The organism is Frigoribacterium sp. Leaf164 (assembly GCF_001423665.1).
Taxonomy (GTDB): domain Bacteria; phylum Actinomycetota; class Actinomycetes; order Actinomycetales; family Microbacteriaceae; genus Frigoribacterium; species Frigoribacterium endophyticum.
Genome location: NZ_LMOX01000003.1, coordinates 99,088 through 112,496, shown reverse-complemented (window position 1 = coordinate 112,496; position 13,409 = coordinate 99,088). Strand labels below are relative to the sequence as shown.

The following is a 13,409-nucleotide window of genomic DNA, read 5'->3' as shown; positions in this document are numbered from 1 at the left end:
AGAACTCCATCACGACGGGGTCGGCGTTCATCGCCGCGAACGGGGCGCGGTCGGCGTCGCGCCAGCGGCGCAGCAGGAGACGGTCGGTGGTGAGCACCCGACGACGCTAGCGCGCCGCCGCGAGTGGTCACGAACTGCTGCTCGCACCCCGGTCAGAGCGCAGTTCGTGACCACTCGACCCCGATCCCGACCCCGCCCCCGCCCGCGAGCCCCGCAGACCGACGAACGACACGGCGGCGCTCCCCACGAGCAGCACCGCGACCACGACGACGACGCGGTGGAACCCGTCGACGGTCAGCGCGCCTCCCGCGATCACGCCGAGGAACGCGACGGCGACGAGCCCGGCGACGCGCGAGATCGCGTTGTTGACCGCCGAGGCGATGCCCGACCGGGCCGGCGAGACCTGCGACAGCACTGCCGAGGTCAGCGGCGCCACCGTCACCGCGAGGCCGAACCCGAAGAGCACGACGCCGGGCACGACCTGCCACCAGACGTCGATCGGGTCGCGGACGAGCAGCATCCAGAGGAACCCGCTCGCCGTGATCAGCGGCCCGACCGTCATGAACAGGCGGGGGCCGTGCGTCGCGGCGAGCGTGCCGAACAGGGTGGAGAAGAGCAGCGACACGATCGTCGTCGGCAGGGTGACGAGCCCGGCGACGGTGGCCGACAGGCCGGCGAGCTCCTGCACGACGAGCGGGATGGTCAGCGTGCCGAGGTTGAGCGCCGCGTAGAGCCCGACCGTGGCGAGGTTGCCGACGGTGAACTCGCGGGTGCGGAAGAGGTCGAGCGGCATCATCGGGTGCGGCGTGCGCCGCTCCCAGGCGACGAAGGCCACGAGGGCCACGAGGCCGACGACGAGCGGCACGAGCACGAACCAGGTGCCGAAGCCGACGCGCTGCCCCTCGATCAGCGCGAACACGGGCCCGGCGAGGCCGACCGCCGCGAGCACGGCGCCCACCACGTCGACGCGGGCGGGGGCGTCGGGGGTGCCGCGATGGGCGTCGCCGGGGAGGCGCGTCATGAGCACCAGCGTCACCGCCACCGGCAGCACCACCACCCCGAAGACCCAGCGCCAGCCGATCGTGTCGACGAGGGCGCCGCCGGTCAGCGGGCCGACGAGGAAGGCGACGCCGGTCCACGCCGTCCAGCGGCCGATGGCGCGGCCCTGCTCGGGGCCGCTGTAGGTCGAGGTGATCAGGGCCAGGCTGCTCGGCACGAGGAGCGCCGCGGCCACGCCCTGCAGCGCTCGGGCCGTGATGAGCAGGCCGGGGTCGGGGGCGAGGGCCGCGAGCACGCTCGTGGCGGCGAAGGCGACGAGCCCGGCGCGCAGCACCCGGACGCGCCCGAAGGTGTCGCTGAGCGAGCCGGCCACGAGCATCAGCGAGCCGAGCGTCAGCAGGTACGCGTCGACGACCCACTGCTGCAGCGTGAGGTCGCCGCCGAGCTCGCCCGCGATGGCCGGCAGCGCGACCGTCACGATCGATCCGTCGAGGAACGCCACGAACGACGCGAGCACCGCGACCACGAGGACGATGCGCTGGCCGCGGGCGTCTGTCATGCCCCGAGTCTCCTCTGTCGGGGTCTGAGCCGCAGGGTCGAACCCGCGATCGGACATCGAACCCGGGCACGCCGGGGTTCGATGTCCGATGCCGGGTTCGACCGCGTCAGCTCTCGCGCACCACGTCGCCCGGCGACTTGTCGAGTCGCCAGCCGCGCCACGACGGCTGCCGCAGTCGCCCGGTCGACGTCCACTCCGCGAACGACACCTCGCCGACGCGCGACGGCGTGATCCAGTGCGCGTCACGGGCGTCGGCCGTCGGCACGCCGACGAGCGGGCTGGTCTTCCTCTCGACGCGGCGGAACTCGGTGAGCAGCTCGTCGAGGTCGCGGTCGCGGAACCCCGTGCCGACGCGCCCCACGTACGTCAGCCCGTCGTCGCCCGGCACGCCCATCAGCAGCGAGCCCACCCCGGAGGCGCGGCGACCGTTGCCGGGCCGCCACCCGGCGATCACCACCTCCTGCGTCGCGTGGTGCTTCATCTTGATCCAGGCCCGCGAGCGCCGGCCGGGGCTGTAGGCCGCGTCGCGGCGCTTCGCCACGACCCCCTCCAGCCGGAGGCGCTGCGACGTCCGCATCGCCGCCTCCAGGTCGCCGTCGAAGACGACCGGCACGTCGACCGCGCCGTCCGGCCGCACCACGCGCTCGAGCACCTCGCGGCGCTCGTCGTAGGTCCGCCGCACGAGCGACCTGCCCTCGGCGTGCAGCACGTCGAAGAGCAGGTAGCGCACGGGGGCGCCCTTCGCCGCGGCCTCGACCTCGCGCGGCTTCGTCAGGCCCATCCGCGTCTGCAGCAGGCCGAAGTCGGGGCGACCGGTCTCGTCGACGGCCACGACCTCGCCGTCGAGCACCGCGCCTCCCTCGCTGTCGACGAGGTCGGCGAGCGCCTGCAGCTCCGGGTAGGCGGGCGTGAGGTCGTTGCCGTTGCGGCTGGTCAGGGTGACGCGGTCGTCCTGGACGACGGCGACCGCGCGGATGCCGTCCCACTTCATCTCGTAGGCCCAGTCGTCGTCGACGTCGGCCGCGGTGCCGGCGACGGCGAGCATGGGGGAGACGGGCTCGAGGTCGCCCGCGTCGCCGCGGCCGCTCGACGAGGGCGACGACCCCGAGGAGTCGCGGGTCGAGCGGGCGGACCCGCTGCCGGCCCCCGAGCCGATCACCGTCCGGCCCTTCTTCTTCTTCCCTGCGGCGACCCCCGTCGAGCCGTGCCCGCCGTGCCCGCCGTGGCCGCCGTGCCCGTCGGCGCCCGCGCCTCCCGCGTCGTCGGCCATGCGGTGGATCAGCCAGTTCTTCTCGGCCGACCCGCCGCCGTGCCCGGTGTGGATGAGGGCGACCCGCCGGCTGCCGCGCTGCTCGCCGTGCAGCACCGCGATGACCTCCTTGCCCTCCCGCCACTTCTCGAGCTCGTAGGTGCCGGAGTCCCAGATGGTGACCTCGCCCGCGCCGTACTCGCCCTTCGCGATCGTGCCCTCGAAGGTGCCGTACTCGAGCGGGTGGTCCTCGGTCTGGACGGCGAGGTGGTTCTGGCCGGGGTCGTCGGGCTCGCCCTTCGGCAGCGCCCAGCTGACGAGCACGCCGTCGTGCTCGAGGCGGAAGTCCCAGTGCAGGCGGCTCGCGTGGTGCTCCTGGATGACGAAGCTGCGGCCGTCGCTCGTCGGCGGTGCCTCGGCGGGCACGGGCTCCCGCGTCTTCGCGGGGTCGCGCATCGAGCGGTACGTCGCGAGCCGGTCGTGGCGCTGGCGGGTCTCGCCGTCGCCCGACGGATCGTGCTCGGGCGACTCCGTGTTGCGCATGTCGTCGTGCTGATCAACCGAGCTCGCTCCGCTCACTCGGCGCTGGCGTCGCGGGATCGCTTCGCGATCCTCTGAGCTCCAGCGCGCCGGCGGCACGGGCGTGCCGCTCGACACGTCGGCCAGCGGGTCGCCGCGTCGCCGCAGGCGCGCCAGCACCTCGGGGTACTCCAGCTGCCTCAGCTGCCTCGACGCCAGCTCGCGCCAGGTGCGCGGCGTCGCGACCGTCGGCCGCTCGCGCCCGCGCAGCGAGTACGGCGCGACGGTGGTCTTGTTCCCGTTGTTCTGCGACCAGTCGAGCAGCACCTTGCCGCGGCGGTCGGCCTTGCCCATCGTGCTGATGACGAGGTCGGGGTGGTCGGCCTCGAAGGCCCGGGCGAGCTTGTGGGCGACGTCGCTGACCTGGGCGCTCGTCTGCCGGCCGTCCAGCCGCGCGTAGAGGTGGACCCCCTTGCTGCCGCTCGTGACCGGCACGAGCTCGAGGTCCATGCCCTCGAGGAGCGGCCGCAGCAGTTGCGCGACCTCGACGCACTCGGCGAGGCCGACTCCCTCGCCCGGGTCGAGGTCGAGCACGAGCCGGTCGGGGTTCCGCGGCGCGCCGCGCGGGCCGAACCGCCACTGCGGCACGTGCACCTCGAGCGCGGCGACCTGGCCGAGCCAGGTCAGCGTCGCGAGATCGTTGACGAGCGGGTACGCGTTGGCGTGGTCGCTGTGCTGGATCTCGTGGCGCGCCACCCACTCCGGCGCCGAGTCGGGCAGGTTCTTCTCGAAGAAGACCGGACCGTCGACGCCGTTCACCCAGCGCTTCCGGGTGGCCGGGCGGCCCTCGACGTGCGGCAGCATCCACTCGGCGACGGCGGCGTAGTAGCCGAGCACGTCGCCCTTGGTCGTGCCCGTGGCGGGGTACAGGACCTTGTCGAGGTTGGTGAGCTGCAGCCTGTGGCCGCCGACCTGCACGCGCTCGCCGCGTCCCTTCGGGCCCATGGCGCGCCTCCTCGTNGGCCCGCCGTCCGACGGGCGGACGGCGGGCCGGCAGGAGGCGCGGTGCCGGTCAGACGGCCGGGGTGCCGCCCGCGATCGTGATGGTCGCGCCGCTCGTGTAGCTCGACTCGGGGCTGACGAGGTGCACGTACGCCGCACCGAGCTCGGCGGGCTGGCCGGGGCGGCCGTACGGGGCCTGCATGCCGAACTCGGAGACGGTCTCGGCGTCCTGCGAGGCGGGCTGCAGCGGGGTCCAGATCGGGCCGGGCGAGACCTGGTTGACGCGGATGCCCTTCGGCGCGAGCTGCTGGGCGAGGCCCGCCGTGAACACGCCGATGGCGCCCTTGGTCAGGGCGTAGTCGAGCTTGTCGGGGGAGGGCTGCGTGCCCTGGATCGACCCGGTGGTGACGATCGCCGAGCCGGGCTCGAGGTGCGGCAGCGCCGCCTGCGTCAGCCAGAAGAGCGAGTAGACGTTGGTCTTGATCGTCTGGTCGATGCCCTCGGTCGTCATCTCGAGGATGTCCTCGTGGCTCTCCTGGTGCCCGGCCACCATCACGAGCGTGTCGAGGCCGCCGAGCTCCTCGACGGCCTTCGACACGAGGTCGTGGCAGTACTGCTCGTCGCTGATGTCGCCGGGGAAGAGCACGGCCTTCCGGCCCTCGCCCTCGAGCAGGTCGCGCACCTCCTCGGCGTCGGCCTGCTCGTCGGGCAGGTAGCTGAGCACGAGGTCGGCGCCCTCGCGGCTGAGCGCGATGGCGGCGGCGCGGCCGATGCCCGAGTCGGCGCCGGTGACGACGCCGCGGTATCCGGTGAGGCGCTCCTTGCCGACGTAGCTGGTCTCGCCGTGGTCGGGCTTCGGGTCCATCCGCCGCGCCTCGCCCGGCAGCGACTGCTCCTGCTCGGGGAAGGGCGGGACGGGGTAGAGGTCGACGGGGTTCTTCTTGTCGTACTGGCTCATGCGGTCCACCGTGCTCCCGCACGCCTCCCCGTGCTCGGCCGTTGTACCCCGAACCCGGTCGTTCGGGGTGCGTTCGGAGGCATGATGACCCCATGCGATCGATCTGGAAGGGCGCGATCACGTTCGGGCTCGTCAACGTGCCCGTGAAGCTCTACAGCGCCACGGAGGACCACGACGTCTCGCTGCACCAGGTGCACGACGCCGACGGCGGGAGGATCCGCTACCAGCGACGCTGCGAGATCTGCGGCAAGGTCGTCGACTACGAGCACATCGACAAGGCCTTCGACGACGGCGACCGCACGGTCGTGCTGACGGAGGACGACCTGAAGTCGCTGCCCGAGGAGCGCTCGCGCGAGATCGACGTGCTCGAGTTCGTGCCGAGCGACCAGCTCGACCCGATCATGTTCGACCGCAGCTACTTCCTCGAGCCGGACTCGTCGTCACCCAAGGCCTACGTGCTGCTGCGGCGCACGCTGGAGGAGACCGAGCGCACCGCGATCGTGCACTTCTCGCTGCGCCAGAAGACCCGCCTCGCCGCCCTGCGCGTGCGCGGCGACGTGCTGATGCTGCAGACGCTGCTCTGGGACGACGAGGTGCGCGAGGCGCGCTTCCCGGTGCTCGACCAGACGGTGCGGATCAGCTCGAAGGAGCTCGACATGTCGGGCTCGCTCGTCGAGTCGCTCGGCGACGACTTCGACCCGTCGCAGTTCGAGGACGACTACCAGGAGGAGCTGCGCAAGCTCATCGACGCCAAGCTCGAGGAGGGCGAGTCGCTCGACACCGACGCGACCTTCGGCCGCAGCGACGACGACGACGAGGGCGACGGCGGGTCGGACGGCGAGGTCATCGACCTGATGGAGGCGCTGCGTCAGTCGGTCGAGCGCAGCCGGTCGGCGGGGTCGTCACGCGCCCCCGCGAAGAAGCGCACCGGAGGCGCGGGGTCGGCGAGCGGGAAGGCCCCGGCCGAGAAGGCGGCCGCGAAGAAGGCGCCTGCGAAGAAGGCACCCTCGAAGAAGGCTCCCGCGAAGAAGGCTCCGGCGAAGAAGGCCGCGGCGACGAAGAAGGCCAGCTGACCCGTCGGGGCCGTCGCCCCGACCTCAGTGGTCGCGCAGCATCTCGATCAGCTCGTCCTTCTTCAGGTCGCTGTACCCCCTGAGCCCCAGCTCCTTCGCGCGCCCGCGGAGGTCGTCGACGGTCCAGTCGTCGTACGACCCCGACCGGCCGCCCTTCGCCGCGACCTCCTCCTCGCTGCGCCCCTCCTGCGCGGCCGCGTTGGAGATCCGCGCCGACTTCTCCTTGGAGTTGCCCTCCTCGCGCAGGGCCTCGTACATGTCCGGGTTCTTCAGCTGCGGGGGTGTCTCGTCCTTCGGCATGCCCGTGACGGTACGCCGCGTCGGCCGCGCTGTCCCGCCGCCCCGGCGTCGCCCACCCCGCGGGGCGCATGATGGGCCCGTGCCCACCCCCACCCCCACCAGAGCCGCCGGCCTCGACGCACTGGAGGACTTCGTCCCCCGCGCCGGCGCCGCCTACGCCCGAGACCGCAACCACGACGACGGGCCCTCCCGGAGCAACGTCTCCGGGCTGTCGCCGTACCTGCGCCACCGCCTCGTGACCGAGCAGGAGGTCGTCGAGGCCGTCCTGGCCCACACCGGCCTCGGGGCCGCCGAGAAGTTCGTCCAGGAGGTGTTCTGGCGCACGTACTGGAAGGGGTGGCTGGAGCAGAACCCCGAGGTCTGGCGGCGGTACCGTCACGACGTCGCCCAGCTCACGGCGGGCGACCTCCCCCCGGGCCACCACGACGCCGTCGAGGGGCGGTCGGGCATCGACGCGATGGACGCCTGGGTGCGCGAGCTGGTCGACACCGGCTACCTCCACAACCACACGCGCATGTGGTTCGCGAGCATCTGGGTGTTCACGCTCGGCCTGCCCTGGCAGCTCGGCGCCGACTTCTTCCACCGGCACCTGCTCGACGGCGACGCCGCCTCGAACACGCTCTCGTGGCGCTGGGTCGCCGGGCTGCAGACGCGGGGCAAGACGTACCTCGCGACGGCCTCGAACATCTCGCGGTTCACCGACGGCCGCTTCTCGCCGGCCGGCCTGGCCACGACGGCCCGCGCCCTCGACGAGGAGGCGCTGCCGGCCCGGACCCCCGTCGACCCGGCTGACGTCGTGGGGCGGGTCGGCGACCGGGTCGGACTGCTGCTGCACGAGGAGGACCTCGAGGCCGGCAGCCTGCTCGCCGAGCGGCCCGACCTCGTCCACACGCTCCTGGCCACGGCCGTGAGCGCCGACGCCGGTGCGCGGTCCCCCTCGGGGGTCTCACCCGTCGTCGCCGCCTTCACGGCCGGGGCCGTGGCCGACGCCGCGGCGCGCACGCCGGACGCGAGCGGGCGCCCGGCCCGGGTCCTCACCGACGCGGCGCCCGCGACGGTGCTGAGCTGGGCGAGGGCCGAGGGCCTCGACACGGTCGTCGTGCCGTTCGCCCCGGTCGGGCCCGTCGCTGAGCGACTGGAGGCGCTGCGCCCCGTGCTCGACGCCGAGGGCATCGCCCTCGTGACGGTCCGCCGCCGGTGGGACGGCACCGCCTGGCCCCACGCCGCCCGCGGCTTCTTCCCGTTCCGCGAACGGATCCCGGCACTGGTGCGTCAGCTCTGAGCAGAGCCTGGGTCAGGGGCGCCCGCGACCCGGGCGCCCCGGGCCGCTAGCGGCCGAACTCCCACTCGACGACCTCGGGCAGGTCCTCGCCGTGCTCGTAGGCGTAGGCCCGCGCCTCCTCGCGCTTCGCCTCGAACTCGGCGACGAGCTCGGGGTGCTCGTCGGCGAGGCCGGGCACGCGGTGCAGCACGTCGAGCACGAGCCGGAACCTGTCGATGTCGTTGAGCATCGCCATGTCGAAGGGCGTCGTGGTCGTGCCCTTCTCCTGGAACCCGCGCACGTGCAGCGAGTCGTGGTTCGTGCGCCGGTAGGTCAGCTGGTGCACGAGCGACGGGTAGCCGTGGAAGTCGAAGACGACCGGCGCGGACGTCGTGAACAAGGCGTCGAAGTCGTCGCTCGTGAGCCCGTGCGAGTGCTCCCGCACGTCCTGCAGGCGCATCAGGTCCACGACGTTCACGACCCGTGTGACGAGCTGGGGGAGTCGCTCCTTCAGGATGTCGGCGGCGGCGACGGTCTCCAGCGTGGGCACGTCGCCGGCGCACGCGAGCACGACGTCGGGGTCGACCCCCTCGACCGGCGTGCCCTCCGTGCCCGCCCACTCCCAGATGCCGGCCCCGGCGGCGACGTGCGCCTCCGCCTCCGCCAGGGAGAGCCACGCGGGCGCCTCCTGCTTGCCCGCCACGATGACGTTCACGACGTCGGTGGTGCGGAGGGCGTGGTCGGCCACGGCCAGCAGCGTGTTCGCGTCGGGCGCCAGGTAGATCCGCACGAGGTGCGCCTGCTTGTTGACGACCACGTCGAGGAAGCCCGGGTCCTGGTGCGAGAAGCCGTTGTGGTCCTGTCGCCAGACGTGCGACGAGAGCAGGTAGGTGAAGCCCGAGATCGGGGCGCGCCACTCGATCTCGGCGGCGCTCTCGAGCCACTTGGCGTGCTGGTTGAACATCGAGTCGACGATGTGCACGAACGCCTCGTAGGTGTTGAGCAGGCCGTGGCGCCCCGTGAGCAGGTAGCCCTCCATCAGGCCGTGCAGGAGGTGCTCGCTGAGCACCTCCATCACGCGGCCGCTCCGCGCGACGTGCTCGTCGTCCGCCTCGATGTCGGCGGCCCAGACCCGGTCGGTGACGTCGAACACCGGGTCGAGGCGGTTCGACACCGTCTCGTCGGGCCCGAAGAGCCGGAAGGTCTCGGGGTTGTCACGGACGACGTCGGCCAGCCAGCGGCCGAGCACGCGGGTCGCCTCGGCGGTGGTGCGGCGGTCGTCGCTCGTCTCGACGGCGTGCGCGCGGTGGTCGGTGAGCGACAGGTCACGGCGCACGAGGCCGCCGTTCGAGACCGGGATCGCGCTCATCCGCTTCTCGCCCCGGGGGCGCAGCGCGTCGAGGAACGCGGCCGGCGCTCCCGACTCGTCGAAGAGCCCCTCCGCGCCGTACGAGCGCATCCAGGCGTCGAGCTGCTCCCGGTGCTCGTCGTTCTCGCGGACCCCGCTCAGCGGCACCTGGTGGGCACGCCAGGTGCCCTCGACCTTCTTCCCGTCGACCTCCCTCGGGCCCGTCCAGCCCTTGGGGCTGCGCAGGACGATCATGGGCCAGCGCGGGCGCTCGACGCCGTCGCCGGAGCGCGCCTCCCGCTGGATCTCGTCGATGCGCCGGAAGGACTCGTCGAGCGCCGCCGCCATCTGGCGGTGCACCACCATCGGGTCCTCGCCGTCGAAACCGCCCGAGACGACGATCGGCTGGTAGCCGTAGCCGCGGAACAGCTCGAGCAGCTCGCCCTCGGGGATGCGCGCGAGGATCGTCGGGTTGGCGATCTTGTAGCCGTTGAGGTTGAGGATCGGCAGCACGGCGCCGTCGTGGACGGCGTCGAGCAGCTTGTTCGCGTGCCAGCTGGTCGCCAGCGGGCCCGTCTCGGCCTCGCCGTCGCCGATCACGCACACGGCGACGAGGTCGGGGTCGTCGAGCACGGAGCCGTAGGCGTGGCTCAGCGAGTAGCCGAGCTCGCCGCCCTCGTTGATCGAGCCGGGCGTCTCCGGCGCGGCGTGGGAGGGGATGCCGCCGGGGGAGCTGAACTGCCGGAAGAGCCGCTGCATGCCGGTCTCGTCGAGGCTGACGTCCGGGAAGAGCTCGCTGTAGGTGCCCTCGAGCCAGGTGTTGGCGACCATCGCGGGCCCGCCGTGGCCGGGGCCGCAGACGTAGAGCAGGTCGCGGTCGTCGCGGCGGATGACCCGGTTGAGGTGCGCGTAGACGAGGCTCAGCGCGGGGGAGGTGCCCCAGTGCCCGAGCAGGCGCGGCTTGATGTCGTCGCGCGCGATCGGGCGGGTCAGCAGGGGGTTCTCGCGGAGGTAGATCTGGCCCACCGTGAGGTAGTTGGCCGCCCGCCACCACGCGTCGACGAGCTCGAGCTCGTCGGGCGTGGCGGGGCTCGCGGGGGCGGCGGGGGACGCGCTGTGGTCGCTCATCGGTTCTCCTCCTGGCGGTGGGTGGGTGCTGCTGGTGGCGGTGCTGCCGGTGTCGGTGCCGCTACTGCTCGCGGCTGGCCTCGTCGGCCCGGTCGTCGGAGGCGTCGTCGACGTCCTCGCCGCGCGCGCGACGCATCTCGTCGATGGTGATCGCGGCGTTGACCAGGGCGAGGTGGCTCAGGCCCTGCGGCATGTTGCCGAGGAACTGCCCGTCGTCGGCGCTGATCATCTCGGTGAAGAGCCCCAGGTCGTTCGACTGCTCGACGAGCTGGTCCATGAGCTCGACGGCCTCGTCGACGCGGCCGACGCAGGCGAGGGCGCCCGCGAGCCAGAAGGCGCAGGCCACGAACGTGCCCTCCTCCTCCGCGACGTCGCTGTAGCGGAAGAGCAGCGGGCCGGCGCCGAGCTCGTCGCGCAGGGCGTCGATGGTGCGCGACATGCGCTCGCCGCGGTCGAACCCGCTCGGCGCGTGCAGCAGCACCGAGGCGTCGATCGCGTCGCTGCCCGGGTACATCAGGTACGCGCCGCGCTCCTCCGACCAGCCGTGCTCGTCGATCCACTCGACGATGAGGTCGCGGTTCGCCTTCCAGTGCTCGAGGTCGTCGGGGTCGGGGTGCATCTGCCCCTGCTCCGCGAGCTCGAGGGCCGAGGTGATGGCCTGCCAGCAGCCCATCTTGCTGCTCACGTAGTGCTGCTCCTCCGGCAGCTCCCACATGCCGCTGTCCTTCTCCTGCCAGCGACGGCACGCGGCGTCGGCGAAGCCGGCCAGCAGGTCGGCGGTCGACTCGTCGAGGATGTTGCCGCCCTCCGCGTACTGGCTCATCACGGCGAGGATGTCGGCGAAGACGCCGAGCTGCAGCTGCTCGCCGGCGGGGTTGCCCTTGTAGACCGGGCCGATGCCGCGCCAGCCCTCGGAGCCGGTCTCGTGGGTGCCGTCGGGCACCGAGCCGTCGAGGCGCAGGAAGATGTGCATCTCGCGCCCGTTCGCCTTGAGCGCCTTGAGCATCCACGACACCGCGCCGTGCGTCTCTTCGCGGAGGCCGAAGCGCAGCAGCGCGTTCACCGTGTAGGCGAGGTCGCGCACCCACGCGAAGCGGTAGTCCCAGTTCTTGTCGCCGGTGAAGTTCTCGGGCAGGGCCGTCGTCGCCGCCGCGGCGATCGCGCCGGTGGGGCTGAAGATCAGCAGCTTGAGGGCGAGTGCGCTGCGGTGCACCGCCTTCGCCCAGGGGCCGTCCCAGCTGAACTCGGTCGACCAGGTCTCCCAGTTCTCGATCGTGCGGTCGACGCCCTGGTCGACCACCCGCGGGTCGGGCAGGTGCAGGGGCTCGTCGTCGACGCCGCAGAGGCAGAGCAGCGAGCGCGAGCCGGGCGACGTGGTGAACGACCCGCGGAACTCGAGCGGGCCGTCGGCCTCGTCGCCGTGCCCGGGCTCGGTCGGGTCGGTGCGGCCGTGCTCGAAGCCCACGAGGGCCAGGTTGATGTCGGCGGCGCGCAGCACCGGCCCGTGCGGCGTGTCGACGCGGCGGATCGGGTGCGTGCCGAACGAGTTGCCCGGCACGACGGCCCAGCGCATCTCGACGCGGCCCCGCAGGCCGTCGACGCGACGGGCCAGCTCGCTCCAGGGCAGCCGGCCGGCCACGCCCGTGATGAGGGCGTCGGTCACCTCGACGATGCCGGTGGAGGTGCGGAAGCGCGTCCGCAGCACGTTGGTGCCGGGCACGTAGGCCCGCTGCACGGTGAAGTCGTCGTCGACCGGTCGCAGCTCGACGCGCCCGCCGGTGCGGGAGTCGACGATGCCGCTGAAGACGGGGTCGGTGAAGAGGGACGGCATCGGCAGCCAGTCGATCTGCCCGTCGCGGGCGACGAGGGCGACGGTGCGGCCGTCGCCGATGGCACCGTAGGAGCGCAGGGCGACGTAGCCGTCCTCCCGGGGGTCGGGCGCCTGCCAGGCGTCGGGCTCGTCGCGGAAGGAGTCGGTCGTCTCGTGGACGCTCTCGAGGGTGTCGGTCACCCCTCCTACGGTGCTCTCCCGCGCCTCCTCGCGCTCGGCGCTCGCAGGAGGCTGTGTGCTGGGGGCCGTCGCGTACCCCTGGGGAGGAGCGGGTGGCCAGGTCGGGCGCGTACACGGGAGGGATGACCGACAGCGCCACGCCCCGCCCCCGACTCTTCCTCGACGCCCGGGCGACGCTCGGCGAGAGCCCCGTGTGGGACGTCGACGCGCAGGAGCTCGTCTGGACCGACATCACCCCCGGGCTGCTGCACCGCACCTCCGCCGACGGCCTGCGAGACCGCTCCCTGCCGGTCGACCCGCCCCTCCCGAGCTTCCAGCGACGACGCGGCGGCGGGCTCGTCGCGGCCCTCGAGGACCAGGTCGTCCTCACCGACGACGACGGCGGCTCCCTCCAGGTGCTCGCGACGATTGAGCTCGCCAAGGAGGGCATGCGGCTCAACGAGGGCAAGTGCGACCCGTTCGGCGCCTTCGTGGTCGGCGCCATGGACCCGGACGGCGCGCCCGTCGCGGGCCTCTGGCGCGTCGGCCCCGACGGCGGCGTCACGACGCTGCGCGACGACTTCACGACCACCAACGGCTTCGAGTGGAACGACGACGGCTCCGAGATCTTCCTCACCGACACCGACCGCGAGACCATCTACCGGGCCTCGTGGGGCGCCGAGGGCGCCCTCGGCGAGCTGGAGCCGTTCTCGACGGGCGGCTCGCACGACGGGCTCGCCCGCGACGAGCGGGGCGAGTTCTGGGGCGCCGTGCACGGCGAGAGCGTCGTCGTCCACCTCGACCGCGACGGGGAGGTGCTCGAGCGCGTCGAGTTCCCTGTGCCGCTGCTCACGGGCATCGGCTTCGGGGGCACCGACCTGCGGACCCTCTTCGTGCTCTCCGCCCGCGAGGGGCTCGACGAGGCGCAGCTCGCCGAGCACCCCCTGAGCGGCGGGGTGTTCGCCCTCGACCTCGACCGGGCCGGGCGGGCGCCGTTCCTCTTCGGCCCGCGCGGCTGAGGCC

At 73.0% G+C, this 13,409-nt stretch carries 9 protein-coding genes; 3 read left to right on the top strand and 6 right to left on the bottom strand.

Features of this window, described 5'->3' with window-relative positions; translation table 11 throughout:
* Window positions 1–127 precede the first annotated feature (127 nt).
* The 3 genes from ASF82_RS08525 to ASF82_RS08515 form a co-directional block, all read right to left on the bottom strand.
* On the bottom strand, window positions 128–1,558 hold the full coding sequence (locus tag ASF82_RS08525) for an MFS transporter (protein WP_056056334.1): 1,431 nt from the start codon (window positions 1,556–1,558) through the stop codon (window positions 128–130).
* A 106-nt stretch (window positions 1,559–1,664) separates the two neighbouring features.
* A complete protein-coding gene (locus tag ASF82_RS08520) occupies window positions 1,665–4,331 on the bottom strand; it encodes an ATP-dependent DNA ligase (RefSeq protein ID WP_056056332.1) in 2,667 nt (888 codons plus the stop codon).
* Window positions 4,332–4,398: 67 nt separating this feature from the next.
* On the bottom strand, window positions 4,399–5,286 hold the full coding sequence (locus ASF82_RS08515; protein WP_056056330.1) for an SDR family oxidoreductase: 888 nt from the start codon (window positions 5,284–5,286) through the stop codon (window positions 4,399–4,401).
* A 92-nt stretch (window positions 5,287–5,378) separates the two neighbouring features.
* On the opposite strand from ASF82_RS08515, the gene ASF82_RS08510 reads away from it, so the two are divergent.
* Window positions 5,379–6,359, top strand: coding sequence for a Ku protein (locus tag ASF82_RS08510; protein WP_056056329.1), 981 nt, complete (start codon window positions 5,379–5,381; stop codon window positions 6,357–6,359).
* A gap of 24 nt (window positions 6,360–6,383) precedes the next feature.
* Here ASF82_RS08510 and ASF82_RS08505 read toward each other — a convergent pair whose 3' ends face one another.
* A complete protein-coding gene (locus tag ASF82_RS08505; protein ID WP_056056327.1) occupies window positions 6,384–6,659 on the bottom strand; it encodes a Rho termination factor N-terminal domain-containing protein in 276 nt (91 codons plus the stop codon).
* A gap of 79 nt (window positions 6,660–6,738) precedes the next feature.
* Between ASF82_RS08505 and ASF82_RS08500 the strand changes: the two genes are divergently transcribed.
* Window positions 6,739–7,941: an FAD-binding domain-containing protein gene (locus ASF82_RS08500; protein WP_056056326.1), complete on the top strand. Its 1,203-nt coding sequence runs from the start codon at window positions 6,739–6,741 to the stop codon at window positions 7,939–7,941.
* A gap of 46 nt (window positions 7,942–7,987) precedes the next feature.
* Here ASF82_RS08500 and ASF82_RS08495 read toward each other — a convergent pair whose 3' ends face one another.
* Together ASF82_RS08495 and ASF82_RS08490 are read right to left on the bottom strand one after the other, a co-directional pair.
* Window positions 7,988–10,396: a phosphoketolase gene (locus tag ASF82_RS08495; protein WP_056056323.1), complete on the bottom strand. Its 2,409-nt coding sequence runs from the start codon at window positions 10,394–10,396 to the stop codon at window positions 7,988–7,990.
* Window positions 10,397–10,457: 61 nt separating this feature from the next.
* The gene (locus tag ASF82_RS08490) at window positions 10,458–12,407 is read right to left on the bottom strand and encodes a glycoside hydrolase family 15 protein (protein WP_082514503.1); all 1,950 of its coding nucleotides are present in this window, start codon (window positions 12,405–12,407) and stop codon (window positions 10,458–10,460) included.
* A 122-nt stretch (window positions 12,408–12,529) separates the two neighbouring features.
* On the opposite strand from ASF82_RS08490, the gene ASF82_RS08485 reads away from it, so the two are divergent.
* Complete coding sequence (locus ASF82_RS08485) at window positions 12,530–13,405, top strand: SMP-30/gluconolactonase/LRE family protein (RefSeq protein ID WP_056056321.1); 876 nt, start codon at window positions 12,530–12,532, stop codon at window positions 13,403–13,405.
* Window positions 13,406–13,409 lie beyond the last annotated feature (4 nt).

Bases quoted from the DNA above. Each gene is read 5' to 3' on its own strand.
- ASF82_RS08525 (WP_056056334.1), bottom strand. From the start codon at position 1,558: ATGACAGACGCCCGCGGCCAGCGCATCGTCCTCGTGGTCGCGGTGCTC.
- ASF82_RS08510 (WP_056056329.1), top strand. From the start codon at position 5,379: ATGCGATCGATCTGGAAGGGCGCGATCACGTTCGGGCTCGTCAACGTG.
- ASF82_RS08515 (WP_056056330.1), bottom strand. From the start codon at position 5,286: ATGAGCCAGTACGACAAGAAGAACCCCGTCGACCTCTACCCCGTCCCG.
- ASF82_RS08520 (WP_056056332.1), bottom strand. From the start codon at position 4,331: ATGGGCCCGAAGGGACGCGGCGAGCGCGTGCAGGTCGGCGGCCACAGG.
- ASF82_RS08505 (WP_056056327.1), bottom strand. From the start codon at position 6,659: ATGCCGAAGGACGAGACACCCCCGCAGCTGAAGAACCCGGACATGTAC.
- ASF82_RS08485 (WP_056056321.1), top strand. From the start codon at position 12,530: ATGACCGACAGCGCCACGCCCCGCCCCCGACTCTTCCTCGACGCCCGG.
- ASF82_RS08495 (WP_056056323.1), bottom strand. From the start codon at position 10,396: ATGAGCGACCACAGCGCGTCCCCCGCCGCCCCCGCGAGCCCCGCCACG.